The 25,451-nt window shown below is 68.4% G+C and carries 22 protein-coding genes; 11 read left to right on the top strand and 11 right to left on the bottom strand.

Annotated features, from left to right (window positions below):
* Positions 1-54 precede the first annotated feature (54 nt).
* The 8 genes from ABL312_RS15745 to ABL312_RS15710 all read right to left on the bottom strand — a co-directional run bounded on the left by ABL312_RS15745 (position 55) and on the right by ABL312_RS15710 (position 11,330).
* Positions 55-2,244: a heavy metal translocating P-type ATPase gene (locus ABL312_RS15745; protein WP_349358351.1), complete on the bottom strand. Its 2,190-nt coding sequence runs from the start codon at positions 2,242-2,244 to the stop codon at positions 55-57.
* Positions 2,245-2,471: 227 nt separating this feature from the next.
* Positions 2,472-3,506: an oligopeptide/dipeptide ABC transporter ATP-binding protein gene (locus ABL312_RS15740; protein ID WP_349358350.1), complete on the bottom strand. Its 1,035-nt coding sequence runs from the start codon at positions 3,504-3,506 to the stop codon at positions 2,472-2,474.
* On the bottom strand, positions 3,503-4,492 hold the full coding sequence (locus ABL312_RS15735) for an ABC transporter ATP-binding protein (protein WP_349358349.1): 990 nt from the start codon (positions 4,490-4,492) through the stop codon (positions 3,503-3,505). The genes ABL312_RS15740 and ABL312_RS15735 overlap by 4 nt, the downstream gene beginning before the upstream one ends.
* A 25-nt stretch (positions 4,493-4,517) precedes the next feature.
* Positions 4,518-5,522 (bottom strand): ABC transporter permease, encoded by a 1,005-nt coding sequence (locus ABL312_RS15730; RefSeq protein WP_349358348.1) that lies wholly within the window; start codon positions 5,520-5,522, stop codon positions 4,518-4,520.
* 19 nt (positions 5,523-5,541) lie between these two features.
* Positions 5,542-6,519, bottom strand: coding sequence for an ABC transporter permease (locus ABL312_RS15725; protein ID WP_349358347.1), 978 nt, complete (start codon positions 6,517-6,519; stop codon positions 5,542-5,544).
* A gap of 83 nt (positions 6,520-6,602) precedes the next feature.
* Entirely contained in the window at positions 6,603-8,186 is a 1,584-nt protein-coding gene (locus ABL312_RS15720) for an ABC transporter substrate-binding protein (protein WP_349358346.1), read from the bottom strand.
* A 274-nt stretch (positions 8,187-8,460) separates the two neighbouring features.
* Positions 8,461-9,621, bottom strand: a complete 1,161-nt coding sequence (argE, locus tag ABL312_RS15715) for an acetylornithine deacetylase (protein WP_349358345.1) — start codon at positions 9,619-9,621, stop codon at positions 8,461-8,463.
* The gene (locus ABL312_RS15710) at positions 9,618-11,330 is read right to left on the bottom strand and encodes an adenylate/guanylate cyclase domain-containing protein (protein WP_349358344.1); all 1,713 of its coding nucleotides are present in this window, start codon (positions 11,328-11,330) and stop codon (positions 9,618-9,620) included. The genes argE and ABL312_RS15710 overlap by 4 nt, the downstream gene beginning before the upstream one ends.
* A gap of 93 nt (positions 11,331-11,423) precedes the next feature.
* Between ABL312_RS15710 and ABL312_RS15705 the strand changes: the two genes are divergently transcribed.
* Complete coding sequence (locus tag ABL312_RS15705; RefSeq protein ID WP_349358343.1) at positions 11,424-11,771, top strand: ArsC family reductase; 348 nt, start codon at positions 11,424-11,426, stop codon at positions 11,769-11,771.
* Between the two features lie 124 nt (positions 11,772-11,895).
* On the opposite strand, the gene ABL312_RS15700 is transcribed toward ABL312_RS15705, so the two are convergent.
* Positions 11,896-12,699 (bottom strand): creatininase family protein, encoded by an 804-nt coding sequence (locus ABL312_RS15700; protein ID WP_349358342.1) that lies wholly within the window; start codon positions 12,697-12,699, stop codon positions 11,896-11,898.
* A gap of 236 nt (positions 12,700-12,935) precedes the next feature.
* Between ABL312_RS15700 and ABL312_RS15695 the strand changes: the two genes are divergently transcribed.
* Together ABL312_RS15695 and ABL312_RS15690 are read left to right on the top strand one after the other, a co-directional pair.
* On the top strand, positions 12,936-13,892 hold the full coding sequence (locus tag ABL312_RS15695) for a putative metalloprotease CJM1_0395 family protein (RefSeq protein ID WP_349358341.1): 957 nt from the start codon (positions 12,936-12,938) through the stop codon (positions 13,890-13,892).
* A 190-nt stretch (positions 13,893-14,082) separates the two neighbouring features.
* The gene (locus tag ABL312_RS15690; protein WP_349358340.1) at positions 14,083-15,138 is read left to right on the top strand and encodes an MFS transporter; all 1,056 of its coding nucleotides are present in this window, start codon (positions 14,083-14,085) and stop codon (positions 15,136-15,138) included.
* 84 nt (positions 15,139-15,222) lie between these two features.
* On the opposite strand, the gene ABL312_RS15685 is transcribed toward ABL312_RS15690, so the two are convergent.
* Positions 15,223-16,566, bottom strand: a complete 1,344-nt coding sequence (locus ABL312_RS15685) for an 8-oxoguanine deaminase (RefSeq protein WP_349358339.1) — start codon at positions 16,564-16,566, stop codon at positions 15,223-15,225.
* Between the two features lie 167 nt (positions 16,567-16,733).
* Positions 16,734-17,120 (bottom strand): RidA family protein, encoded by a 387-nt coding sequence (locus ABL312_RS15680; RefSeq protein ID WP_349358338.1) that lies wholly within the window; start codon positions 17,118-17,120, stop codon positions 16,734-16,736.
* 559 nt (positions 17,121-17,679) lie between these two features.
* Here ABL312_RS15680 and ABL312_RS15675 point away from each other — a divergent pair.
* From ABL312_RS15675 to ABL312_RS15640, 8 genes are all read left to right on the top strand, one after another.
* Complete coding sequence (locus tag ABL312_RS15675; protein ID WP_349358337.1) at positions 17,680-18,732, top strand: ABC transporter substrate-binding protein; 1,053 nt, start codon at positions 17,680-17,682, stop codon at positions 18,730-18,732.
* A gap of 144 nt (positions 18,733-18,876) precedes the next feature.
* Positions 18,877-19,692 (top strand): ABC transporter ATP-binding protein, encoded by an 816-nt coding sequence (locus ABL312_RS15670; RefSeq protein WP_349358336.1) that lies wholly within the window; start codon positions 18,877-18,879, stop codon positions 19,690-19,692.
* Between the two features lie 27 nt (positions 19,693-19,719).
* Positions 19,720-20,595: an ABC transporter permease gene (locus tag ABL312_RS15665; protein ID WP_349358335.1), complete on the top strand. Its 876-nt coding sequence runs from the start codon at positions 19,720-19,722 to the stop codon at positions 20,593-20,595.
* A 10-nt stretch (positions 20,596-20,605) separates the two neighbouring features.
* The gene (locus tag ABL312_RS15660) at positions 20,606-21,922 is read left to right on the top strand and encodes a cytosine deaminase (protein ID WP_349361431.1); all 1,317 of its coding nucleotides are present in this window, start codon (positions 20,606-20,608) and stop codon (positions 21,920-21,922) included.
* A complete protein-coding gene (locus ABL312_RS15655) occupies positions 21,919-23,319 on the top strand; it encodes an FAD-binding oxidoreductase (RefSeq protein WP_349358334.1) in 1,401 nt (466 codons plus the stop codon). The genes ABL312_RS15660 and ABL312_RS15655 overlap by 4 nt, the downstream gene beginning before the upstream one ends.
* Before the next feature lie 78 nt (positions 23,320-23,397).
* Positions 23,398-23,979, top strand: coding sequence for an NAD(P)H-dependent oxidoreductase (locus ABL312_RS15650; RefSeq protein WP_349358333.1), 582 nt, complete (start codon positions 23,398-23,400; stop codon positions 23,977-23,979).
* A gap of 120 nt (positions 23,980-24,099) precedes the next feature.
* On the top strand, positions 24,100-24,687 hold the full coding sequence (locus ABL312_RS15645; RefSeq protein ID WP_349358331.1) for an NAD(P)H-dependent oxidoreductase: 588 nt from the start codon (positions 24,100-24,102) through the stop codon (positions 24,685-24,687).
* 217 nt (positions 24,688-24,904) lie between these two features.
* Positions 24,905-25,384, top strand: coding sequence for a MarR family winged helix-turn-helix transcriptional regulator (locus ABL312_RS15640; protein WP_349358330.1), 480 nt, complete (start codon positions 24,905-24,907; stop codon positions 25,382-25,384).
* Positions 25,385-25,451 lie beyond the last annotated feature (67 nt).

The following is a 25,451-nucleotide window of genomic DNA, read 5'->3' as shown; positions in this document are numbered from 1 at the left end:
CGGTCTTCCCTTTTGTAGGATAAATGCCCCGCAATCAATCCGCGAGGGAGTTGGTCAGCGCGCGGCCGCTTTCCAGCGGCGTAGAAGGGCTGCGTTGGTGACCACCGACACCGAAGACAGCGCCATGGCCGCGCCCGCGAAGGCGGGGGTCAAGAGCCCCAGGGCCGCGAGCGGGATGCCCACGACATTGTAGACGAAGGCCCAGAACAGGTTCTGGCGGATCTTGCGCACGGTCGCGCGCGACACGAGGATCGCATCGGCGACGAGATCGGGGCGTGGGCGCATCAAGGTGATGCCGGCGGTTTCCATGGCCACATCCGCGCCCGAGCCCATGGCGATGCCGACGTCGGCGGCGGCCAGCGCCGGCGCGTCATTGACGCCGTCGCCGATCATGGCGACGCAGCGCCCCTCGCCGGCGAGCGCGGCGACCGTCTCGGCCTTGCCTTCCGGGGGCACGCCGGCGATGACGCGGGTCAGGCCGATCTGGCGGGCGATCGCCTTTGCCACCGCGTCCGTGTCGCCGGTCAGCATCACGCTTTCGACACCGGCCTCGGCGAGGCGTTTAAGCGCCTGTGCGCTTTCCGCGCGCACCGCATCGGCCATGGCGATCACGCCGACCGCGCGCCCGGCGACGGCAACGGTCGCGCAGGTCTTGCCGGCGGCCTCGAACTCGCGCGCAATCTGCCCGGCGAGGAAGCCGTCGATCCCCTGCGCCTGCATCATCCGGGCGTTGCCGATCAGCACCGTCTCGCCGGCGATCTCGGCGACGATCCCCTGACCCGGCACGGCGGTGAAACCGGTCGGCCGGGTGAGCGCCAGACCGCGCGCCTCGGCGGCGGAGACCATCGCGCGGGCGAGCGGGTGTTCGCTCGGCAGCTGCACGCTCGCGGCGATGCGCAGCAGCCGGTCGTCGTTCCGGTCGAAGGCGCGAATGTCGGTCACCTGCGGCGCGCCCTCGGTCAGCGTGCCGGTCTTGTCGAAAACGGCCGTGTCGACCCCGTGCGCCCGCTCCAGCGTGTCGATGTCGCGGATGAGAATGCCGGCGCGCGCCGCGGCCCCCGTGCCGGCAACCAGCGCGGTCGGGGTCGCGAGCCCCAGCGCGCAGGGGCAGGCGATGACGAGCACGGCGACGGAGGTCGCCAGGATCGTGTCGGCGTCGGCGCCCATCAGCCACCAGCCGAGCGCGGTCAGGCCCGCGATGGCGACGACCACGGGCACGAAGACGGCCGACACCCGGTCGACCAGCTTCTGGACCGGGGCCTTGACGGCCTGGGCGGTTTCCACCAGGCGGATGATCGCGGCGAGCCGGCTGTCGGCGCCAAGTGCCGTCGCCTCCACGATCAGCGCGCCGGCGCCGTTGATCGTGCCGCCGATCACCGCGTCGCCGACGGACTTCGCGACGGGCATGCTCTCGCCGGTCAGCAGGGATTCGTCGAGATCGCTCGTGCCCTCGACGACCGTGCCGTCGACCGGCAGGCGCTCGCCGGGTTTCACCAGAACGCGGTCGCCGGGAAACAGGGCGTCGACGGCCACGGTCTCGGTCGTCTCGCCGATGATGCGATGGGCGGTGAGCGGCCGCAGATCGGAGAGCGCGCGGATCGCCGCCGTGGTGGCGCGCTTCGCGCGGGCTTCCAGCAGCTTGCCGACGAGGATGAGGGTGAGAATGACCGCCGAGGCCTCGAAATAGAGGTGTCCGGGATCGGCGGGCCAGGCGTTCGCGGTCAGATACAGGCTGTAGGCGAAGGCCGCCGTCGTGCCGAGCACGACGAGGACGTCCATGTTGGCCCCGCCGGTGCGCAGGGCCCTGACCGCGCCGGCATAGAACCGCGCGCCGACGAAGATCTGCACGAAGCCGGCCAGCGCCGCCTGCAGGAGCGCGGGCGGCATCCAGTCGCGGTCGAAGGGCTGCGCGACCATGCCGATCACCATCGGCGCGGTGGCGATCGCGGCGGCGATCAGCAGGTAGAGCGTGGCCTTTTCCGCGCGCAGGGCGGCCGCTTCCGCCGCCTGCTGGCGTTCGTGTTCGCCCTGCCAGGACGACGCGGTCTCGCGCGCCGTGAAGCCGGTTGCCTCCACCCTGCGCACCAGATCGGCCGCCGTAAGGCTGCCGTCGGTCTCGATCAGCGCGGTTTCGAGCGGCAGATTGACGGTGGCACGGGTCACGCCGGGGGTGCGGGCGAGCACCTTCTCCACCCGCGCGGAACAGGCCGCGCAGGTCATGCCGGCGATGGCGAGGCGGGTCACGCTGCGTGCGGTCCGTGGCGCCGACGTTTCGATGTCAGATGCGGCGGGGGCGGCCGGTGCGGTCGGAGTCATGCGATCTCTTGTCGATCTCTTGGGGGGCTTTAGTTCGCAAGAACAAGGGAGCTGCAAGCGCGGCGGGGCATGGGGCGCGCCGCCCCGGTCGCCCTGTTAAGCCCCCCGCTGTCGCAAACGTCAAGCCGCATCGCGCCTCCGGCGGCGCACGTGCCTCAAGGGGCGGTCCGCCCTTCCTCGACCGCGTGGCAGGCGACGCCCGTGTCGCCGATCATCTGGAGCTGCGGCAAGTCGCGCGTGCAGCGGTCGTTGGCCAGCGGGCAGCGCGGGTGAAAGGCGCAGCCCGGGGGCGGATTGATCGGGTTGGGGATCTCGCCCTCCACCGCCCGGCGGGGCGTGCCCGTCATCTCCAGATCCGGCACCGCTTCCAGCAGCATCCGCGTGTAAGGGTGGCGGGGGGTGCGGAACAGCTCCTTGCCGTCGGCGACCTCCACCAGCCGGCCGAGATACATCACGCCGATGCGCTTCGCCATGTGGCGCACGACGGCGAGATCGTGGCTGATGAAGAGATAGGTGAGGCCGAACTCGTCCTGCAGGTCGCGCATCAGGTTGAGGATCTGCGCCTGCACCGAGACGTCGAGCGCCGAGGTCGGTTCGTCGCAGACCAGAAACTCCGGCCTGGAGGCGAGCGCCCTTGCAATGCAGATGCGCTGGCGTTGCCCGCCGGAAAACTCGTGCGGATATTTCGCCCCGTCGCGCGGGTGCAGGCGCACGAGCTCCAGAAGCTCCGCCACCCTTGCCCGGATCGCCTCCTCGGAGGATTCCATGCGGAAGGCGCGGATCGGTTCGGCAATGATCTTGTCCACCCGCCAGCGCGGATTGAGACTGGCGTAAGGGTCCTGAAAGATCATCTGGATGCGGCGGCGCAGCTCGCGCATCTCGGTGCCGGACTGGCGGGGCGCGCGCATGTCGACGCCGTCGATGCGGATGTCGCCACTGCTTGCCTCCAGCAGGCCGACGACCATCTTGGCCACCGTCGACTTGCCGGAGCCCGATTCGCCGACCAGCGCGAAGGTCTCGCCCCGTGCGATGGAGAAGGAAATGTCCTGCGCCGCGCGCAGAAGGGCGCGCGGACTGCGCTCGAGGACCCGGTTCAGCCAGGGCTTCGAAACGTCGAAGGTGCGCGACAGGCCCTTCACCTCCACGACCGGAGACGCGTCCCCGGAGGCTTGCGCGGTTGCGGCACTCATCCTGCGCTCCTTTCGTTCGCTTCGACGAGCTTCCAGCAGGCGGCCAGGCTTTCGCCGGCGCGCATCGGCTCGGGTCGCTCGCGATAGCAGCGGTCCATCACCTGATCGCAGCGCGGGTTGAAGGCGCAGCCGGCGGGAATGGAATCGAGACGGGGCATGGAGCCGGGGATCTGGGTGAGGCGGTCGTGCTCGCCGGTGAGCGCGGGGATCGCGCCCATCAGGCCGACCGTGTAGGGGTGATGCGGCGCCTTGATCACGTCGCGCACCGGCCCGATCTCGGCAATGCGTCCGGAGTACATCACCGCCACCCGGTCCGCGGTTTCCGCGATCACGCCCATGTCGTGGGTGATCAGCATGACCGCCGTGCCGTGGTCGCGGCACACGCGCTGCAGCAGGCGGATGATCTGCGCCTGCACCGAAACGTCGAGCGCGGTGGTCGGCTCGTCGGCGATCACAAGTTCCGGCTCGGCGCAGAGCGCGAGCGCGATCACCACGCGCTGGCGCATGCCGCCGGAAAACTGGTGCGGATAGGCGTCCAGCCGGTCGCCCGCGGCGGAAATGCCGACTTCCTCCAGCAACGCCACGGCGCGCTCGCGCGCCTCGCGCTCGGAGACGGGCAGATGCGTCAGGATGGTTTCGATGATCTGGTCGCCGATGGTGAAGAGCGGATTGAGGCTCGTCAGCGGGTCCTGAAACACCATGCCGATGCGCTTGCCCCGGACCTTGCGCATCTCGGCGGTCGGCAGCGTGTCGATGCGCTCGCCCTTCAGCCGGACCTCGCCGCCGGCGATGCGTCCGGGCGGTTCCAGCAGACCGATCACCGCCGTGCCGGTGATCGACTTGCCCGCGCCCGATTCGCCGACGACGCCCAGCACCTCGCCTTCCTCGATGTCGAAGGAAATGCCGTCGATGGCGGTGAGCACGCCGCGTCGCGTGGGAAACTCGACCCTCAGGTCCTTCACCGAAAGCAGGGGTGTGCGTGTCATGTCTCGTGTCGTCCCACCGCTTGCATCAGCGCAGTTTCGGGTTGAGCGCATCGCGCAGCCAGTCGCCCAGAAGGTTCACGGCGAGCACCAGGATCGCCAGCGCGATCCCCGGGAACATCGCGATCCACCATTCACCGGAAAACAGGAAGTCGTTGCCGATCCGCACCAGCGTGCCGAGCGACGGTTGCGTCGAGGGAATGCCGACGCCCAGGAACGACAGCGTCGCCTCCAGGATGATCGCAAGCCCCAGGTTGATGGTGGCGATCACCAGCACGGGGCCCATGACGTTCGGCAGCACGTGGCGGATCATGATGAGGAAGGAGGGAATGCCGATCAGCCGCGCGGCCTGCACATACTCCTTGTTGCGCTCCACCAGCGTGGAGCCGCGCACCGTGCGGGCGAACTGCACCCAGAAGGACAGCGCGATGGAAAACACCAGGATCCAGAAGGCGAAGCGCTCCCGGTCGAGATTGCCGACCAGCGCGCGCGCGACACCGTCGACCAGCAGCGCGATCAGGATCGCCGGGAAGGTGAGCTGCACCTCGGCGATGCGCATGATCACCGCGTCCACCTTGCCGCCGACATAGCCGGCGATCAGCCCGAGCAGCACGCCGGCCACCGCCGCGAAGAACACCGAGAGAAAACCGACGGCGAGCGAGATGCGCGCGCCGTAGAGAATGCCGGAGAAGACGTCGCGGCCCTGGTCGTCGGTGCCCAGCAGAAAGCGCGGGTCGGCATACTCCATGCCCACCGGCGGCAGGCGCGCGTCGAGAATGGAGATCGTGGCGAGATCGAAGGGGTTGTGCGGTGCAAGCCAGGGCGCGAAGCCCGCGCCGATGAAGAAGGCGAAGGTCACGATGGCGGAGAGGATCGTCACCTTCGAGCGCAGGAAGGAATGCAGGATGTCGCTGTCGAGCGCGCGCGCCAGCAGGCCGCGCGGCGCCGGCGTTTGCGTGCCAGGGGCGGCGGCATCGGGGACGGCGGCCTCCGGAGACGGGGAAGCGGGCGAGGTCTTGTTGGCGGAAGTCATCGGTGCGTCCTCCCGTCCGTCAGTGCGTCGCGCGCTCGACCCGCAGGCGCGGGTCGACCACGAAGTAGAGCAGGTCCACGATCAGATTGATCACCACGAAGAGGAAGGCGATCAGCATCAGATAGGCGGCCATGATCGGGATATCGACGTTCTGCACCGCCTGCAGGAACAACAGCCCCATGCCCGGCCACTGGAACACGGTCTCGGTGATGATCGCGAAGGCGATGATCGAGCCGAGCTGCAGGCCGGTGATGGTGATCACCGGCACCAGCGTGTTCTTCAGCGCGTGGCGGAAATGGATCGAGCGCTGCTTCAGGCCGCGGGCGCGGGCGAACTTGATGTAGTCGGTGCGGATCACCTCCAGCATCTCGGAGCGCACGAGGCGCATGATCAGCGTCATCTGGAACAGCCCCAGCGTGATCGACGGCAGGATCAGCGCCTTGAGGCCGCTCCAGGTCAGGAGCCCCGTCGACCACCAGCCGAGTTGCACGACCTCGCCGCGCCCGAAACTGGGCAGCCACTGGAGGGTCACCGAAAACAGGAAGATCAGCAGGATGCCGATGAAGAAGGTGGGCAGCGAGATGCCGATCAGCGACACCGACAGGAAGATCTTCGACAGCCAGCTGTCGCGGTGCAGACCGGTGTAGACGCCCATCGGAATGCCGACGAGCAGGGCGAAGAGGGCGGAGACGAAGGACAGCTCCAGCGTGGCCGGCAGCCGCTTGCCGATCAGTTCGGCGACGGGCTGGCGGAACTGGTAGGAGGTGCCGAAATCGAACTGCGCGGCGCGCGCCACGAAGCGGGCGAATTGCGCCAGCACGGGGTCGTTCAGGCCGAGCCGTTCGCGCAGCGCCTCGCGCTGTTCGGGCGTTGTCTCGACGCCGACCATCTGGTTGACCGGATCCCCGACGAAGCGAAACAGCGTGAAGGAAATCAGCGCGACCACGAGCATGACCAGAACGGCCTGCAGCAGCCGGCGGATAGAGAAGGCGAGCATGGGGCCTCGATGTCGCTCGAACCAAAGGCACCGGCCCGGCGGTCAGATCCCGCCGGGCCGGGCGAAGGGCGGCTGTGCGCCGCTCAGTTCTTGGTGACCCAGCGGAAGTGGAACTGGTTGTCCGCGCGCTGTTCCAGATCCACGTTGGCCGCCACGCCCCAGGCGAGGCCCTGCTGGTGCAGCGGAATGTGCGACACGTCCTCATGGATCAGCGTGAAGGCCTCGGCGATCAGGCCGTTGCGGACGTCCGGATCGTTCTCCGACAGCACCTTCGCGGCCAGTTCGTCGACCTTGGGATTGCAGTAGCCGCCGAGGTTGAACGGCCCGCCGGCGCCCGTGTCGTCGCGGCAGCCGTTCAGATTGTGCAGCACGTTCCAGCTGTCGAAGGAGCCCGGCGTCCAGCCGAGCAGGTAGAAGGAGGTGTCGTAACCGCCCGACGCCAGCACCTTGGCGAAATACTGCGCCTTGGGCTGGGCGTTGAGGTCCACCTTGACGCCGATGCGCGCCAGGAAGGCCGCGACGGCCTGACAGATCGCCTCGTCGTTCACATAGCGGTCGTTCGGGCAGTCCATGCCGACGCTGAAGCCGTCCGCATAGCCGGCCTCGGCGAGCAGCGCCCTGGCGGCCTCGGGGTCGTAGGGATAGCGCTCGAATTCGTCGGACCGGGCGAACTGGAAGGGCGAGATCATCAGCGCCGACGGGGTCGACAGGCCGCGCATCACCTTGTCCTTGATCGCCTCGATGTCGATGGCCTGGTAGAACGCCTTGCGCACCCGCACGTCCTTGAACGGGTTCTTGCCCTTGACGTCGGAATAGAGCAGCTCGTCGCGCTTCTGGTCGAAGCCGAGGAAGATCGTGCGCAGCTCCGGCCCGGTCAGCGCCTTGGTGCCCTCGTTGTCGTTGACGCGCTTGATGTCCTGAACGGGCACCGGATAGACCATGTCCAGCTCGCCGCTCAGAAGCGCGGCGATGCGGGTCGCGTCGGAGCCGATCGGCGTGAACTCGACGGTGTCGATGTTGCCGTCATGGGTGTCCCACCAGTTCTCGTTCTTCTCGTAGACGGTGCGCACGCCGGATTCGTGGCTCGCCACCTTGTAGGGGCCGGTGCCGTTGGCGTTGAGCGCCGCGTGGTTCGGCGTGGTGTCGGAGGCCGACGTCACGGCGACGGCGCCGTTCTCCTCGGTCCACTCCTTGTCCATGATGTACCAGGTATCCCACTCGTAATGCAGGATCGGGTTCGGCCCAGGCAGGATGAAGTCGACCGTATAGTCGTCCACCTTGACGACCTCCACGTCCGCGCCGATGCGCGTCGTCAGGTCGGAGCCCTCCGAGCGCACGCGGTCGGCGGAAAACACCACGTCGTCGGCGGTGAAGGGATTGCCGTTGTGGAAGGTCACGCCCTGGCGCAGGTAGAAGCGCCAGCGGTTCGGCTCCATCACCTCCCAGCGTTCTGCAAGCGCGGGCTCGATGGTCAGGTCGGGGGCGCGCCGGGTCAGCCCCTCGTAGACGTTGCCGAGCGAGCCGAGCGTGAAGGTCTCGTTCAGCGAATAGGGGTCGAGCTGGTTCAGCGTCCCCTGGAAGGCGTAGCGCAGCGTCTCGGCCGAGGCGGCCGTGCCCATCAGCGACGCGGCAAGCGCGGCCGCGGCAAGCGGTTTGAAGTATCGCATGGGTCCCCTCGTTGGTTTTATCGGCGTCCGGGTTCTTGGTGCCGGTGCCGGTTCGATGTTGATGCGATTGTGTTCAGACTGTCGATCCGATGTCGGTTGCCAAGATGTCGACCCGCGCCGCGCCCGCAGAAACCGGTGTTTTCACTCGTTTTTCTGCCGGATCGCGCTCCTTCCGCGGGATCGTGGGCGACACGCCTGCGTGCCGCACCGGAACCCGCATCTAAGCAACTGCACGGCGGCCCGTCCAGCTTGCAGTTTCCCGTTGGTCACTCGATCAGGTCGACAGCGCTTCGACAAGGCGGGACATGATGCGCGCGCCCGCGGCCAGTTGCGCGGTGTCGATGAATTCGTCCGGTTGATGCGCCTGGTCGATCGAACCGGGACCGCACACCACCGTCGACAGGCCCGCGTCCTGGAACTGGCCGGCCTCCGTTCCGTAGACGACCGCGTGATGGGCATTGTCGCCGGTAAGCCTTCGGGCGAGCGCTTCCGCCATGCCGTCGGATTCCGGTCGCAGCGGCGGCACGACGGAGCCGCGTTCGACGATCACGTCGGCGTCCAGGTGGATCCGGCGCATCCCGGGGCGGATCTGCGTGTCGACGAAGTCTTCGAAACGCGCCTGCCAGGCGTCGAAGCTGTCCTCCGGCAGCCAGCGGATATCCGTGGTGAAGCGGCACAGACTGGCCACGATGTTCGATGCCGTGCCGCCCTCGACAAGTCCGCAATGCAGCGTGGTGAAGGGCGGGTCGAACGGGCTGTCGGGGGAGGCGGCGGCCTGATTTTCGCGCGTGCGGTCGTCGAGCCAGGCGATCAGACGCGCGGCGGTCGCGACCGCCGAGACGCCGCGATCCCACTGGCTGGAATGGACCGAATGCCCCTTCACCGTCACCCGCAGCAGTCCCGTGCCCTTTTGCGCTGTGACCACTTTCAGGGAACTCGGCTCCCCGACGATGACCCGGTCCGGGCGCGGACCGTCCGCGAGCATGGCGCGGATCACATGCGGTGCGCCAAGGCATCCGACTTCCTCGTCGTAGGACAGCGCCAGATGGATCGGCCGCGCCAGCGGCGCGGCCAGCATCTCCGGCACGGCGGCCAGCATCAGCGCGGCGAAGCCCTTCATGTCACAGGTGCCGCGGCCATAGAGCCGTCCGTCGCGTTCGGTCAGTGTGAAGGGGTCGCAGGACCAGGCCTGTCCTTCGACAGGCACGACGTCGGTGTGGGCGGACAGCACGACGCCGCCGTCGACCCTGGGGCCGATGATGGCATGGAGACCGGCCTTCTCGCCGGTTGCGTCCGGCACGCGCACGCTGGGCACGCCATGGCCGGCGAGATAGTCCTCGACAAAGGCGATCAGGTCGAGATTGGTCCGGCTCGACACGGTCGGAAACGCGACGAGGCGGGCAAGCATCTCCTTCGGAGAATAGCGGACGGTCATGCACTCGGGCTCCGGTCGGCGGGGCGGGCGGGCTCGCGCTCGATCAGGGGGGCGGGCGGGCTGAGCGCGAAAACGCGCAAGGGGGCCGTGCGCCCGCGCACGGCCAATTCCTTCAAGTGGGTCGGGTCGCAGGCAAATCCAGCGGCCTCGACGGCATCGTGCGACACGACCAGCGACACGCCGAACTCCTTGCTGCTCGCCTCCAGCCGGCTTGCCATGTTGACCACGTCGCCAAGCGCCGTGATGCGCGCGCTTGCCCCCTGGCGGTCGGCGGCGCCGATCCGGCCGAGGATCACCGGGCCGGCATGCAGCCCCATGCCGATCCGCAAGGGGGCGTCGAGCTGGCCGGCAAGTTCCGCGTTGAGATGCTCCATCCGTTCGGCGATGGCGTTGGTGGCGGCCAGCGCGTCGCGGCAGCCGGCGCGCAGCCCGTCGGTCATGCCGAAGATCGCCATCACGCCGTCGCCGATGAACTTGTCGACATAGCCGCCGCAGCTCTCGATCGCCCGCGCGGTTTCGCCGAGATAGCGGTTGAGCAGGAACACCGTGTCGTAGGACAGCCGGTTTTCGGCAAGGCCCGTGAAGTTGCGAAGATCCACGAAGAGCACCGCCGCGGGCTGTTCCACGCCCCAGTGATAGGCGTCGCCGTCGCCCGGCGCGCCGCGCGCCACCCCGCGGGCGGGCACCAGCGGCTGGATCGTCATGTCGGTCTGCGGCCGGATCTGGCAGGCCAGACGCACCGTCTCGTCGGCGCCGATGCGCGCAAGCACCTTGCGTTCGGTTTCCGTCGGCGCGCCCAGCGTCTCGCCGCCCGACAGGATGCGCGTGCGGCAGGTGGAACAGCGGGCCCGCCCGCCGCAGACGTCGGCATGGGGAATGCCGTTCATGCGGCTGATCTCCAGCAGCGTCGGACCCGGCACGACCTTCACGCCGCGACCGCCGGGATAGGTGATCTCCACGGTGCGCCGGACGCGGCGCGCCAGAGCGCGGATCGCGACCACGCCCGCGACGAGGCCGACGAGCGCGAAGAAGGCGATCTGCACCGCGCGCACCAGCGGATCGGACCAGGCGATCATCTCGGGGCTGAGCGGGAAGGGGACGTCCTCGGCGAGCGAAAGCCGGCGGGCGGCGTCGATCCAGCCCCAGCTCGCCAGCACCGGCATCAGGACGGCCACCGACAGCAGCCAGGGAAACCAGCGCCGGTAGTCGGGCCGGACGCGGAGCCAGAAATGCACGCCCAGCATGCCATGCAGCCAGACGAGGCCCATCAGCAGCGTCTGATTGACCAGAAGACCCGGCCACAGGACGGTGAGCACGTTGCGGTAGCTGTCCTCATAGCCGAAGCGCTGCGCCAGCCCGTGGGTGCCGATGGCGTGGGGGATCAGCAGATAGGGGATCGCCAGGCCGAGCAGGAGCTGCGCCCATTGCCAGGCCGGCAGGCGCCAGGTCCGTCGCCGCGCGGTCTTCCACAGTGTGAGGGAGACGTGACACACAAGGGCGGCGATCAGCAGTGCGGTGCCCGGCGGGCTGCGCCACAGGGCGAGAAAGACCGCCCGCCCGGCCTCCATGGCCTCCAGCGAGACGATCCCCAGCGCGTGGTTGAGCAGATGGGTGAAGGCGAAGGCGAGCAGCACCAGGCCGCTGGCGAGACGCAGCTTCTGGCGCCAGGGGACGGTGCCCGGATCGTGCGATGCGGCTCGTTCGGCCATTGCCTTCGGCGCTCCCCCCATTGCCTTGGGCGCTCCCGTGGTGTCCTGTTGCGCGGGCGCCCTGCCCGCCATCGATCATTCCAGGAGGCCGACATGACCGCCACGCTCTACGGTATCGCCAATTGCGACAAGGTGAAGGCCGCGCGCCGCTTCCTCGACGAGCGCGGCGTCGGCTATGTCTTCCACGACTACCGCAAGGCGGGCGTCGATGCGGACCTTTTGCGCCGTTTCGTCGACGCCTTCGGCTGGGAGCCGCTCGTCAACACGCGCGGCACGACCTGGCGCAAGCTCGACGCGGCGACGCGCGACGGCGTCACCGATGCGGCCTCCGCCATCGCCGTTCTGGAAGCCAACCCCTCGGCGATCAAGCGGCCGATCCTGGAAAAGGGCGACCAGTGGCTGATCGGCTTCGACGCCAAGGCCTGGGAGGCGCTGGGCTAGAGCATTTCTCGTGAATGCTGACTCACTCGAAATGCTCTATGTTCCTGTTTTTACGCAATTTCGCGTGCGCAAAAGTCTCCAACTTTTGCTGAAATTGCTCTAGGGCGCGCGCCGGGGCCCGGCGTTACGGGGTCCACAGCCGCGTCATGTCGAAGGCGTCGATGTCCTTGAGCAGTTCGACGAAGCCGCGCGCGGCGTGATCCAGCGAGGCCTCGCCCTTCGGCGCACTGGCCGCGGCGGCGTTGCCGACGACGCCGGCCGGATTGAGATCCTGCGCCTTCCAGCCGAACTGGGCCGGACCATGCCCGCGCAGATGCTTGAACTCCTTGCGGAAGTCGAGCTGCGTCGAGTGGAAATCCTCGGCCTTGTCCATCCTCACGAGATCGGGGCGCAGATGCAGCATGATCGAGGTCTCGATGTCGCCGCCGTGAATCCCGTAGGTGAATTCCGCCTCCGGAAACACGCCGTGCGGCTGGCCGAAGCGGGCCCAGGCGGTGGCGGTGGCGAGCATGTCGTGTTTCACGCGCAGCTCGCGTGCCACGATATCCATGATCGGCACGTTGCCGCCGTGCGAGGTGATCAACACCAGTTTGCGCACGCCGGCGCGATGCACGCTGTCGCCGATCTCCTCCCAGGCGCGGGTCACCGTGTCCCACGAGAGCGTCAGCGTGCCGGGCGAGGAGATATGCTCGTTCGACTTGCCGACCGCTTGCACCGGCAGGAAGGTCGCCGGAAGATCCGGCGGCAGCAGCTCCAGCACGCGCGAGATCTGGCCTTCCGCGATGCAGGTGTCGGTGAAGACCGGGAGATGGGGGCCGTGCTGCTCGATCGCGGCGATCGGCAGGATCGCGATCCAGGAGGATGTGTCTGATTGCGCGAAATCGGCGGTGGTCATCTCGTGCCAGAAACGGCGGGGAAGATCGGACATGAAGGCCTCTTGCAATCTGATGGCAAGGCGGGGAAGCCGCCTTGAGGGCGTGCGCGGCCGCCCGGCGTCGAGGCGACCATAGCCTGCCCGCCAGCGCCCGTCACCGGCCGTGACCGCACGCCGCCCGTCACTTGCCGTCGGCGCGTGCGGGGTGGGGCGTGCGGTCACGCAAATCTGATCGCTGCGGCGGCGGGCGTTAAGATTTCGGTAAGCTGACCCTGGGGAAGATTGCGGCGATGTTCGCGGCGCTGTCTCCCGTTGCCCCCGCCGCGTCCGCACCCGCATCGGCGCCCGGATCGACGGGCGCGGCCGCGCGGTCCGCACGGGCGGAGGGCCAGAGCGTCCCCGGTTTCGCACGCGCGGAGCCGGGTGCCGGCGCGCGCGAGGATGCCCGCGCCACGCCGCCGCAACCGACCTTGCGCGCCGAGGCCGTGGCGGCGCTGCAGTCGGGCGATCAGGCGGCGAACGCCCGGCGCGAGGAGCGCAATCCGCAAGCCCCCGCGAAGGGCGCGCTTGCCGCTGGCCCCGCGTCGGGACGAGAGGGGGCCGACGAAGCCGGGCAGGCGAACGCGGAGACGGACGCGAAGACGGACAAGCCAAGCACCGGTGCCGAGCGGGAACTGACCGAGGAGCAGGAAAAGCAGGTCCGCGAACTGAAGAAGCGCGACGCCGAGGTCAAGCAGCACGAACAGGCGCATGCCAGCGTCGGCGGCCCCTATGCCGGCTCGCCGAGCTATCAGTACACGCGCGGGCCGGACGGCAAGCGCTATGCGACCTCGGGCGAGGTGCCCATCGACGCCTCGCCGGAGCGCGAGCCGGAACAGACCCTGCGCAAGATGGAGATCGTGATCCGCGCGGCGCTGGCCCCGGCCGAGCCCTCCCCGCAGGACCGGCAGGTCGCCGCCCAGGCGCGCCAGCAGCGCAGCGAGGCGCAGGCGGAGCTGCAGAAACTGCGACAGGCGGAGCAGAGCGGCGAGGACGGCACGGCCACCGGCCTTGCGGCCCGCCCGGCCTCGGCACGGGCCGACGACGCGACGGCCGGAGATACGCAGGACGCCCAGGACGCGCAGGAGGCAGGGGACGCGCAGGCACGGCAGCAGGCAACGGCCGCGGTGGCTGCCTATCAGGCGGCCGAAGCGGCGGCCGCCGCGCTGTTCGGATCGGGTCCGGCGCCGCGCGCGATCGTGGCTTGAGGATCGTGGCCTGAAGATCCTGAACTGAAGTCCGTCGCCCGAGGCGCGGGGAAATCGCCATCGTCGCCGCCCGCGCGATGCGCTACGCTTGCGGTCGATGCCTTTCCGACCCTTTCGACGATCCCCGCGCCTGGCCGTCTCGGCCCTGTTCTTCTTCAATGGCGGCCTCTTCGGTGGCTGGGCGGCGCGCGTGCCGAGCATCAAGGCGGCGCTCGACATCGGCGAGGGCACGCTGGGGCTGTTGCTGCTCGCCGCCGCGGCCGGCGCCATCCTGTCGTTTCCGCTTGCCGGGCGTCTCACCGATTCCATCGGGGCCGCGCGCACCAGCCGGCTCGTCGCCGTCCTCTATGCGCCCTCCCTGCCGGCGCTGGCGCTGGCGAGCGAGCCCTGGCATCTGGCGCTGCTGCTTTTCGTGTTCGGGGCGACCCATGGCGGCATGGACATCTCCATGAACGCCTGGGGCGCCGAGGTGGAGCGGGCGCGCGGTCGCTCCACCATGGTGTCCTTCCATGCCATGTGGAGCCTGGGGGCCGGGGTCGGCGCCGGCGTCGGCGCGCTTGCCATCGCCTCCGGTCTGTCGGTCGGGGCGCATTTCACGGTCCATGCGCTGTTGCTGGCGGGGCCGACGCTCTGGCTCGCCTCGGTGCCCTGGCAAAGCCGCATGGGTCGGGGGCGCAAGGCGCCGCTGATCGCCTTGCCGCGCGGTGCCCTCGTCTGGGTCGGGGTGCTGGGCCTGTGCGCCATGATCGGCGAAGGCGCGATTGCCGATTGGGGCGCCCTGTTGCTGATCGAGCGCCTGGCGGCGGACGAGGCCCGGGCGGTGCTGGCCTTCAGCTTCTTTTCGGTGGCCATGGTCGCCATGCGGTTGGCCGGCGACCGGATCGTGGCCCGGCTGGGCCCGGTGCGGGTCGCGCGGATCGGCGGCGCGGTGACGGCGGCCGGCACGGTGCTGATCCTTCTGGCGCCGAGCGTCGAGATCGCCTGGATCGGCTTCGCGGTCACCGGGGCGGGGACCGCGACCATCGCGCCGCTCGTCTATGCGCGCGCGGCCCGCGATCCGGTGATCCCGCCGGGCGCGGCGCTCGCCGGCGTCTCCACGCTCGGCTACGGCAGCCTGTTCATCGGCCCGCCGCTGATCGGGGCCATTGCCGAGGTCGCCTCGCTGACGGCCGGCTTCTGGGTGCTGGTGGGAATGGCGCTTCTGGTCGTGGCGCTGGCCGGCGCGCTGCGGTCGCCCGCGTCCTGAGGCGCAAGACACGCGCTGCGCCACGCGGCCAGAGACACGCCGTCAGGGACACGCCGTCAGGGACACGCGGTCAGGGACACGCGGTCAAAGCGCTTCGAGAAACCGCTTCGCCGCCGCGCCATGTTCGGCCCGCAGGCGCTCGATGTCGATGGTGACGGGGCGCTTGTCGACCACGGTCCACTCGCCGCCGATCATCACCCGGTCGGCGGTATGCGCCCCGCAGAGCACCAGCGCGGCAAGCGGATCTCCGGACCCGGAAAACCGCAGCTCCTCCAGCGTGTAAAGCGCGAGATCCGCCTGTTTGCCGACCGCGATGGACCCGATATCCTCGCGCCCCAGACAGCGCGCCGAGCCCTCCGTTGCCCAGCGGAAGGTGTCGTAATGGGTGACGCTCGCCGCATCATAGGTGAGGCGGTTGATCATCAGCGCGTGGCGCAGGCCTTCCATCAGATTGGAATTGTCGTTGGAGGCCGAGCCGTCGACGCCAAGTCCGACCGGGGAGCCGGCCGCCTCAAGCTCCCGGGTGCGGCACTGGCCGGAGGCGAGCACCATGTTGGACGTCGGGCAGTGGCACACGCCGACGCGATGACGGCCGAGGCGGGCGATCTCGTCGTCGGTGAAATGGATGCCATGCGCCAGCCAGACGCGCTCGTTGAGCCAGCCGCAATCCTCCAGATAGTCGACCGGGCGGCACTGGAAGTGATGCAGGCAGTAGTCGTCCTCGTCGATCGTCTCGCCGAGATGGGTGTGCAGCCGGCAGTCGAAGCGTTCGGCGAGCGCGACGCTTTCGCGCATCAGATGCTTGGTGACGGTGAAGGGGGCGCAGGGGGCGAGCGCGACCTGGATCTTCGCCCCGTCCGACGTGTCGTGATAGCGCGACAGGACCCGCTCGCTGTCGGCGAGGATCGTGTCCTCGTCCTGCACCACCGTGTCGGGCGGCAGGCCGCCGTCCTTCTGGCTGAGGTTCATGGAGCCGCGCGTCACCGTCATGCGGATGCCGAGGCGGGTCGCTTCCTCCACCTGGATGTCGATGGCGTCCTCAAGCCCCGCCGGGAAAAGGTAATGGTGGTCGGCGGCGGTCGTGCAGCCCGACATCATCAGTTCGGTCAGGGCGAGCCGCGTGCCCATCCGGAAGGTCTCGGGCGTCACGTTTTTCGCCCAGATCGGATAGAGCGACATCAGCCAGGGAAAAAGCTCCTTGTTGATGGCTTGCGGGTGGGCACGCGTCAGCGTCTGGAAGAAATGATGATGCGTGTTGACGAGGCCCGGCACGACCACGTGGGCGGAGGCGTCGAAGGTCTCGTCGACGGGGGCGGCCGGCGTGGCGCCGGCGGCAAGGCATTCCACGATCCGCGCGTCCTCCACGACGAGGCCGCCGGCGGCATTGTCGGCGAGGATGGCGAGCGGGGTCTTGATCCAGATGCGCATGGGCGTGCGTCCCGTGGTGGCCGGACCTGCAGGCTTGGATAGCGGCGACGGCCGCCCGAGTTCCGCACAGGAGGGTATGGAAGAAAGCCGTCGATCTGTCGCCGGCGCGGGAATCCTACATCCGGTCACCCACGCCGGCAACGCCGGCGCGGGACAGGCCGCCCGCCTCAGGGCGCGGCGGCAATCACCTCGACCTCGACGACGAATTCCTCCCGCGCGAAGCCGCTGACGATCATCAGCGTGGAGGCCGGCGGCGGCGTGCCGGCGAAGCGATCGCGGACGGCCATGTAGCCGGGCAGATGCGCGCGGTCGGTGACATAGGCGTTGATCCGGATGATGTCGGACAGGTCCATGCCGGCTTCGGCGAGGATCGCGGCGATGTTCTCGAAGCACAGCGCCGTCTGGCCTTCCACGTCCGCCGGCACATGGCCGTCGGGCGCGATGCCGAGCTGTCCCGAGCACACCAGCAGACGGTGGCCGGCGGGAACCTCGATGCCGTGGCTGTAGCGGGCGAAGGGCGGGGCGATTCCGGTGGGCGTCACGGGCCGGGTCATGGCGGTCTCCTTGCATGATCAGGCGCCTAGCCTAGGCGAGCGCGGCTTGCGTGCAAACGCGTCGTCTAACGCGCGGACGCCGCTTTGATAGGCGCCGGCCGCAGCGGTTTGCCGCTTTTTTGTGCTGCAAAGCTGAGGTACGCTCAACCAAGGCGGTGCAAGGGCTGCCTGTCCGGCACGCCGACAGTCCCGGGCGCTGCCAGGTGACGCAGCGGCTGCGGGCTGTTTCGGGGTGTCCTGCCGGCCGGGGCGGCGCGCGCGGTGCCGGCGGGGCGCGCGAAACGCCCGCCCGTCGTCCGGGCGCGGGCTCTGGCACGCGGCTTGCTGCGTATCCCGTCGTGTGCACCCGGCCGGGACCCCGGGGCCAGTGAACTCGGGGACATCGAACTCGGGGACATCGAACTCGGGGGGCAGTGAACCCGGGACACCAGCCCGGGGACAGTGAGCGCGGACCGCGTGTCCCGGAGCTTTTTGCAAGAGCCCTCGACCAAGAAGGGGCTCGCGATCTTTTCAGACGCAACTCTTTTGGCAGAGCGACCTTGCGGAGGCGGACAGCATCATGATCAGGCATATCACCAGGCGGACCCGGCAGTCGGGTTCGGGGCGCGCCGCCCTGGCGGCGACGGCGCTCGGCGTTCTCGTGGCGAGCCCCTTTGGCGCGAGCGCGCAGGAGGCCGTGACCTTCGGCACCAACTGGCTGGCCCAGGCCGAGCATGGCGGCTTCTATCAGGCGGTCGCCGACGGCACCTATGCCGCATGCGGGCTCGACGTGACGATCGTGCCCGGCGGGCCGCAGGTGAACAACCGCGCGCTCATGCTGGCCGGCAAGATCGACTTCCACATGGGCGGCAACATGCTGCAGGCCTTCTACGCGCAGCGCGAGGGCATCCCGGTGGTGGTCGTCGCGGCCATGTTCCAGAAGGAACCGCAGGTGATCCTCACCCATCCCGGCAAATACGACAGCTGGGAAAGCCTGGCGGGCACCGCGCCGCTGCTGATCGGCGACAACGGCTTCAACTCCTACTACCAGTGGATGATCTCCGAATACGGCTTCACGGTCGAACAGCGCCGGCCCTACACGTTCAATCCCGCCCCCTTCCTGGCCGACGAGACCTCGGGCCAGCAGGGCTATGTGACCTCCGAGCCCTTTGCCATCGAGCGCGAGGGCGGCTTCATGCCCGACATTTTCCTGATCGCCGATCAGGGCTTTTCCACCTACTCCACGACGATCGAGACCATGGCGGATACCATCTCCGAACGGCCCGAGGCGGTGCAATGCTTCGTCGACGGCTCGATCCTCGGCTGGGTCAATTATCTCTACGGCGACAATTCGGCGGCCAACGACTTGATCCAGAAAGACAATCCGGAGATGACCGATGAGCAGATCGCCTTCTCCATCGAGAAGATGAAGGAATATGGCATCGTCGATTCCGGCGAGACGCTGACGCTGGGGATCGGTGCGATGACGGACGCGCGCAATGCCGATTTCTACGAGAAGATGGTGGCGGCCGGCGTGATCGAAGGCGGTCTCGACATCACGCAAAGCTATACGCTCGACTTCGTCAACAAGGGGGTCGGGCTCGAACTGAAGACGACGCTGACCGGCAACTGACGGTCCGGGGCCGGGCGGTTGCGCCCGGCCCGGGCGACCATGACGGGACACGGCGACGGCGGACAGGCGGACCGGCCACCGGTCCGGCCAAAGAGCGGGCAGGCGGGGACGGGCAGGCGGACAATGGATACTGGAACCGGGGGCATGCCCCCCGTGGTGCGGCTGGAGGGGGTTTCCAAGGTCTTCTCCAACGCGACCGTTGCCCTGAAGGATCTTTCTCTCGACATCGGTCGCGGTCAGTTCGTCAGCCTGCTGGGGCCGTCGGGATGCGGCAAGTCGACCGCGCTGAGGATCGTCGCCGGGCTGTCCAGCCCGAGCGCCGGTCGCCTGATCTGGCCGGGCGAGCGCCCGGGCCAGAAGGACCATGACATCAGCTTCGTCTTTCAGGAGCCGACGCTGATGCCCTGGGCGACGGTCTTCGCCAATGTGCATCTGCCGCTGAAGCTGAAGGGCGTGTCGGCGACCCGCGCGCGCGACGACGTCATGTCGGCGCTGGAGATGGTCGGGCTTCAAGGCTTCGAGAAGAGTTATCCGCGGGAACTGTCCGGCGGCATGAAGATGCGCGTGTCGATCGCCCGCGCGCTCGTCACCAAGCCCAAGCTCCTGTTGATGGACGAGCCCTTCGCCGCGCTCGACGAAATCACCCGGTTCCGTCTCAACAACGATCTTCTGCGGCTTTGGGAGGAGTTCGGCTGGACGGTGGTCTTCGTCACCCATTCGGTGTTCGAAAGCGTCTACCTGTCGAACCGGATCGTGGTGATGGCGGCGCGCCCGGGACGGGTGGTCGCGGATCTGGCGATTGACGCGCCCTATCCGCGCGGCGAGGATTTCCGAACCTCCCATGCCTATTCCGACCATTGTCGGCGGGCCTCGGAGGCGTTGCAGGCGGCCATGTCGGCGGGCACCGGTGAAGAGGCGACCTCTTCAGGCGCGGCCGCCGGCGCGGGGCTCGGCGGGTAGCGGAATGGAAACGGACGGGGGCGGCGAATGAGTGCCATGCCGGAGACGCAGGAGCAGAGCGCCGCATCGCAGGCGGTGCCCCTCGATCCGACGGAAGCGGCCAGGGCCCGCCGTGCGGCGGTCGACCGCATCGCGCGCTGGGCGCTGCCGGCGCTGGTGATGCTGGCCACGGTCGGCCTGTGGCAATGGTATGTCGATGCCTATGCGGTGCCCCATTACATTTTGCCGGGGCCCGACCGGGTTCTTCAGGCGCTCGTTCAGGACTGGTCGACGCTGTGGCCGGCGCTGCTCATCACCTTGCAGATCACGCTCGGCGCGCTCGTCATCGCGACCATCGGCGGCGTCGGCCTCGCCGTGCTCTTCGCCCAGTCGAAATGGGTGGAGATGTCCTTCTTCCCCTATGCGGTGATCCTACAGGTCACGCCGGTGATCGTGATCGCGCCGCTGATCTTCATCTATGTGCCGTCGAAGATCGTCGGCCTTTTGATCTGCGCCTGGATCGTCGCCTTCTTTCCGATCCTGTCGAACACGACGCTCGGGCTCAATTCCGCCGATCACAATCTGCGCAGCCTGTTCCAGCTCTATGGCGCCAGCCGCTGGCAGACGCTGTGGCACCTGCGGCTGCCGGCCGCCCTGCCGTATTTCCTGGGCGGGCTGAAGATCGCCGGCGGCCTGTCGCTGATCGGGGCGATCGTCGCGGAATTCGTCGCCGGCACCGGCGGGGTGGGCTCCGGGCTCGCCTTCAAGATCCTGGAAGCGAGCTATCGGCTGAATATTCCACGGATGTTCGCCGCGATCCTGCTGATTTCCCTGACGGGGATCGTTATCTTCGTGACGCTCAGCGTGGTGTCGCACATGATGCTGCGGCACTGGCACGAAAGCGCCGTCAAGCGGGATGCATGAGATGATCGACATGTTGTCTGGCGCCTTCCCCCCGGCCGGGCCCGTGCATCTCGCCAATGCGACCGTGCCGAGCGCGTTGACCGCCGGCATGCTGAACCATCTGGGCGAGGGGCTCGGACGCGCCGACATCGTGATCGACCAGGGCGAGATCGCCTCCATCAGCCCGCCGGGGATTGCCGCGCCGGAGGGCGCGACCCGGGTCGATCTCGACGGCGGTCTGGTGCTGCCCGGGCTGGTCGACCTGCACACCCATCTCGACAAGGGACACATCTGGCCGCGCCGGCCCAATCCGGACGGAACCTTCGCCAGCGCGCTCGAGGCGGCGCAGGCGGATCGCGTCGCGCATTGGTCGGCGGACGATCTGCGCCGGCGCATGAGCTTCGCCCTGCAATGCGCCCATGCGCATGGCACGGTCGCGATGCGCACCCATCTGGACACGATCCCGCCGCACGACACGATCACCTGGGACGTGTTCACCGAGTTGCGCCGGGACTGGGCGGATCGGGTCGACCTGCAGGGCTCGGCGCTGTTCGGCATCGAGCGGCTGGCCGATCCCGCCTATCTGCCGCGCATCGCGGACCGGGTGGCCGCCTGCGGCGGCACGCTCGGGGTCGTCTCCTACATGGTCGACGGGCTCGACGGATATCTGAGGCAGATGTTTCGCGCGGCCGCCGAGCGCGGGCTCGACCTCGATTTCCATGTGGACGAGACCGGCGACCCGGGCGCCGATTCGCTGCGTCGCATCGCCGAAACCGCGCTGGAGACCGGCTTTTCCGGCCGGATCGTGTGCGGGCACTGCTGTTCGCTGGCGCGCCAGGACGCCGACACGGTCGACCGCACGCTCGATCTCGTGGCCCGCGCCGGCATCGGCGTCGTCAGCCTGCCGATGTGCAACATGTTCCTGATGGACCGGGAGCCGGGCCGCACGCCGCGCTGGCGCGGGGTGACGCTGCTGCACGAGATGCGCGCGCGCGGCATTCCGGTCGCGGTGGCCTCCGACAACACGCGCGATCCCTTCTACGCCTATGGCGATCTCGACATGATCGAGGTCTTCACCCAGGCGATGCGGATCCTGCATCTCGACATGCCCGTGGGCGACTGGGTGCGCCTCGTGACGACGACCCCGGCGGACCTGATGGGCGACCCGACGCGCGGGCGCATCGACGTCGGCCTGCCGGCCGATCTGGTGCTGTTGCGCGCGCGCGACTGGAACGAACTGGGCGCGCGCCCCTCGGGGCCGCGCACGGTGCTGCGCGCCGGCCGCGCGATCGCCCGCGCGCTTCCCGACTACCGTGATCTCGACGACCTGATGGAGCATGACAGATGACAGACCTTGCCGCGTTGAAGGCCGAGCTCGAGGGCCTCGCGATCGAGGACAACCCGCAGATCGTGCGCCAGAAGAGCCGGGATTTCTTCTGGTACTCGCCGATCCTCAAGCGCCAGCTCGAGGAGGTGACGGGCGATCTGGTCGTCACCGTGCGCAGCGAGGCGGAGGTCATCCGCGTCCTCAAGGCGTGCTATGCGCGCGACATCCCCGTGACGACGCGCGGGGCGGGCACCGGCAACTACGGGCAGGCGATGCCGCTGTCCGGGGGCGTGGTGCTCAATCTCGCGGAGATGAACCAGGTGCTGGAGATCTCGACCGGCGCCGTGCGCGCCGAGGCCGGCGCGATCATCGCGACCATCGACGAGGCGGCGCGCAAGTCCGGCCAGGAACTGCGGATGCATCCTTCCACCTCCCGCACGGCGACCATCGGCGGCTTCATCGCCGGCGGGTCGGGCGGCATCGGGTCGATCAACTGGGGGGGCTTGCGCGATTTCGGCAATATCCTCAAGTTGCGCGTCGTCACCATGGAGGAAGAGCCGCGGGTGCTGGAGATGAGCGGTGAGGATCTGCACAAGGTCAGCCACGCCTATGGCACCAACGGCATCATCACCGAGGTCGAGATGCCGCTGACGGCGGCCTACGACTGGGTCGACGTGCTGGTCGGTTTCGACAGTTTCGCGGATGCCGCGCGCTTCGGCGACGCGCTGGCCAATCAGGACGGGCTGCTGACGAAGGAGATCGCGCCGATCGCCGCGCCTCTGCCCTACGACTATTTCCTGAGGCACCGCAAGTATCTGCATTCCAACCAGTCGGTCTGCGCGATCCTGGTGGCACCCTTCGCGATGGATGCCTTCGCCGCCTTCTGCGGCCGGTATGCCGATGCGACGGTGCTCTACCGCTCCGACCGGGCGTCGGAGGAGGACCGCAAGACGCTGCCGCCGGTGAGCGAGCTCACCTGGAACCACACCACCTTGCGCGGGCTGCGGGTCGATCCGACGATCACCTATCTGCAGGTGCTCTATCCCTTCCCCGATCACATCCGCAAGGCGGTGCAACTGGCCGAGCTGTTCGGCGACGAGGTCGTCGGCCATCTCGAGTTCGTGCGTTTCGACGGCAAGGTGACCTGCTTCGGCCTGCCGGTGGTGCGCTACACCACCGAGGAGCGGCTGGAGGAGATCATGCGCATCCACGAGGAGCACGGCTGCCCGATCTTCAATCCGCACCGCTACACGCTGGAGGAAGGCGGCATGAAGCAGACCGACGAGGTGCAGCTCGCCTTCAAGAAGGAAGCCGATCCCAAGGGGCTGCTCAATCCCGGCAAGATGATCGCCTGGGAGAACCCCGACTTCGACTTCTCCTCCCGTCAGACGTACCTGTTCCCAGGGCTCGCGTCTTAAGGCCCGCGCCATGACACCGGCGCGGGGGCACGGATATCGGGCAAGCGGCGGCGGGCGGCCGGCGGAGCGGGGGCGGCCATGCGCGTTCTCCTGATCCACGCCCATCCGCTGGAGGACAGCTTCAACGCCGCGCTCAAGGATGTCGCGCTGGCCGCGCTCGTCGGCGCCGGGCATGAGGTCGAGGTGCTCGACCTCTATGCCTGCGGGTTCGACCCCGTGCTGAGTGCCGCGGAGCGGCGCGGCTACCATGACGTGGAGACGAACCGGGAGCCGGTCGCGCGGGAGGTCGAGCAGCTCCTGCGCGCCGAGGCGCTGGTGCTCGTCTATCCGGTCTGGAACTTCGGCTATCCGGCCATTCTCAAGGGGTACTTCGACCGGGTCTTCCTGCCGGGCGTGTCGTTTCGCATGAAGAACGGCAAGGTGGTGCCGAACCTCAGGCACATTCACCGGATCGCGGCCGTCACGACCTATGGCGGCAGCCGGTTCCGGGCGATGCTCGCCGGCGATCCGCCGCGCAAGCTCTTCCGCCGTGTCCTGAGGGGGCTGGTCGCGCCGTTCGCCCGCGCGTCCTACCTCGCGCTCTACGACATGAACCGGGCCGATGCGGCGCGGCGGACCGCCTTCGTGACCCGCGTGCGCGACACGCTTGCCCGTTTCTAGAGCATTTCTCGTGAAAGCCGGATCACTCGAAATGCTCCATGCCTTTGTTTTTACGCAGTTTCGCGAGCGCATACGTCTCCAGCTCTTGCTGAAATTGCTCTAGGAGGAGCCGACCCCCGCATGCGCATTCTTCTGGTCAAATGCCATCCGTGCCCCACGAGCTACGGCGCAGCTGTCGCCGCGCGTGCGGAAGCGACGCTCGCGGCGGCCGGCCACGAGCTGCGCGTGACGGATCTCTACGCCGCCGGCTTCGATCCGGTCATGGGCGAGGCGGAGTGGCGGCACTATCACGACGAAGCGCTCAATCAGATCCCGGTGGCCGATCATGTCGCGGACCTGACCTGGGCGGAGGCTCTGGTCTTCGTCTATCCGACCTGGTGGTTCGGCCTTCCGGCGATGCTCAAGGGCTATCTCGATCGGGTGTGGGTGCCGCATGTCACCTTCGAGATCCCGACCGCGACCAGCCCGATGCGCCCGCGCATGCAGCACATCCGCAAGATCGCGGTGGTGACGACCTGCGGTGCCTCCTGGTTCGTCTCCAAGATGATGGGCGAGCCGGGCCGCAAGACGATCCTGCGCGGCATCCGCGCGCTCTGCGCGCCGCGCTGCCGCACGCGCTACCTGGCGCATTACGACATGGACAGTTCCACCGCGCAGTCGCGGGCCCGGTTTCTCGACAGGGTCGAGCGCAAGCTCGCCGACTTCTGACACTCCTTTGCCGCCTTCGGGCTCTCTCCCTGCAATAAGTGCTTAGGTCGGGAAAGGGCTTTTTCGTTTCTATTCAGGAACGTGCGTGATATTTTCAAAGATGTGCACGACGGTTGACGGCGTTCGACCCGACCCGGCCGCGTTCAGAAGACCGCCCAACCGTCCGCCGTAAGGTCCTGTCATCAAGCGGTCATTTGCCGGCATTAGAAGTCCTGACATGGCATTCAACTACAAAAAGAGCGTGACCTTTCGCCTGGCCCAGACCGCCAAGGCGCATCGTGCGCGCGCGGGCACGCATCTCGCCCGGATCGGTCTCCATCCGGGGCAGGAATCCGTGCTCAAGATCCTTGCCGACGTGGACGGTCAGACCATGAGCCAGCTGGCTGCCGCGCTGTCGGTGCAGCCGCCGACGGTGACGAAGATGGTCACGCGGCTCTCCGCGCAGGGCGTGGTGCGCCGGGCGACGTCGGAAGCGGACGGCCGGCTCGCACGCGTCTTTCTCACCGACGAGGGGCGGGCGCTGGTCGAGACGATCGACAAGTCCTGGAAGCGGCTGGAGCGCGAGGCGCTCGCCGGGCTCGACGACAAGGACCGCAAGAAGCTGCGCAAGCTGCTGCGTCAGGTCGAGAAGAACCTGGGATCGCGCGTCGTCGACGATGTCGACGGGGACGAGGCCGAGGGCGGCGACGGGGACTGACCGCGGCGGGCCGGGCGCGCCCTGCATCGCAGCGCCGCGCGCGCTGTGGCCGATATTGCGTCCATCA

The organism is Stappia sp., from assembly GCF_040110915.1.
Classification (GTDB): Bacteria; Pseudomonadota; Alphaproteobacteria; order Rhizobiales; family Stappiaceae; genus Stappia.
This window is presented reverse-complemented; position numbering and strand designations above follow the sequence as displayed.

Excerpts from the sequence above, each read along its gene's own strand:
- ABL312_RS15700 (WP_349358342.1), bottom strand. The coding sequence starts at position 12,699 with ATGTCCGATCTTCCCCGCCGTTTCTGGCACGAGATGACCACCGCCGAT.
- ABL312_RS15730 (WP_349358348.1), bottom strand. The coding sequence starts at position 5,522 with ATGACTTCCGCCAACAAGACCTCGCCCGCTTCCCCGTCTCCGGAGGCC.
- ABL312_RS15670 (WP_349358336.1), top strand. The coding sequence starts at position 18,877 with ATGCCCCCCGTGGTGCGGCTGGAGGGGGTTTCCAAGGTCTTCTCCAAC.
- ABL312_RS15710 (WP_349358344.1), bottom strand. The coding sequence starts at position 11,330 with ATGGCCGAACGAGCCGCATCGCACGATCCGGGCACCGTCCCCTGGCGC.
- ABL312_RS15735 (WP_349358349.1), bottom strand. The coding sequence starts at position 4,492 with ATGACACGCACACCCCTGCTTTCGGTGAAGGACCTGAGGGTCGAGTTT.
- argE (WP_349358345.1), bottom strand. The coding sequence starts at position 9,621 with ATGACCGTCCGCTATTCTCCGAAGGAGATGCTTGCCCGCCTCGTCGCG.
- ABL312_RS15675 (WP_349358337.1), top strand. The coding sequence starts at position 17,680 with ATGATCAGGCATATCACCAGGCGGACCCGGCAGTCGGGTTCGGGGCGC.
- ABL312_RS15645 (WP_349358331.1), top strand. The coding sequence starts at position 24,100 with ATGCGCATTCTTCTGGTCAAATGCCATCCGTGCCCCACGAGCTACGGC.
- ABL312_RS15665 (WP_349358335.1), top strand. The coding sequence starts at position 19,720 with ATGAGTGCCATGCCGGAGACGCAGGAGCAGAGCGCCGCATCGCAGGCG.
- ABL312_RS15720 (WP_349358346.1), bottom strand. The coding sequence starts at position 8,186 with ATGCGATACTTCAAACCGCTTGCCGCGGCCGCGCTTGCCGCGTCGCTG.
- ABL312_RS15705 (WP_349358343.1), top strand. The coding sequence starts at position 11,424 with ATGACCGCCACGCTCTACGGTATCGCCAATTGCGACAAGGTGAAGGCC.
- ABL312_RS15725 (WP_349358347.1), bottom strand. The coding sequence starts at position 6,519 with ATGCTCGCCTTCTCTATCCGCCGGCTGCTGCAGGCCGTTCTGGTCATG.
- ABL312_RS15680 (WP_349358338.1), bottom strand. The coding sequence starts at position 17,120 with ATGACCCGGCCCGTGACGCCCACCGGAATCGCCCCGCCCTTCGCCCGC.
- ABL312_RS15650 (WP_349358333.1), top strand. The coding sequence starts at position 23,398 with ATGCGCGTTCTCCTGATCCACGCCCATCCGCTGGAGGACAGCTTCAAC.
- ABL312_RS15640 (WP_349358330.1), top strand. The coding sequence starts at position 24,905 with ATGGCATTCAACTACAAAAAGAGCGTGACCTTTCGCCTGGCCCAGACC.
- ABL312_RS15695 (WP_349358341.1), top strand. The coding sequence starts at position 12,936 with ATGTTCGCGGCGCTGTCTCCCGTTGCCCCCGCCGCGTCCGCACCCGCA.
- ABL312_RS15740 (WP_349358350.1), bottom strand. The coding sequence starts at position 3,506 with ATGAGTGCCGCAACCGCGCAAGCCTCCGGGGACGCGTCTCCGGTCGTG.
- ABL312_RS15655 (WP_349358334.1), top strand. The coding sequence starts at position 21,919 with ATGACAGACCTTGCCGCGTTGAAGGCCGAGCTCGAGGGCCTCGCGATC.
- ABL312_RS15660 (WP_349361431.1), top strand. The coding sequence starts at position 20,606 with ATGTTGTCTGGCGCCTTCCCCCCGGCCGGGCCCGTGCATCTCGCCAAT.
- ABL312_RS15685 (WP_349358339.1), bottom strand. The coding sequence starts at position 16,566 with ATGCGCATCTGGATCAAGACCCCGCTCGCCATCCTCGCCGACAATGCC.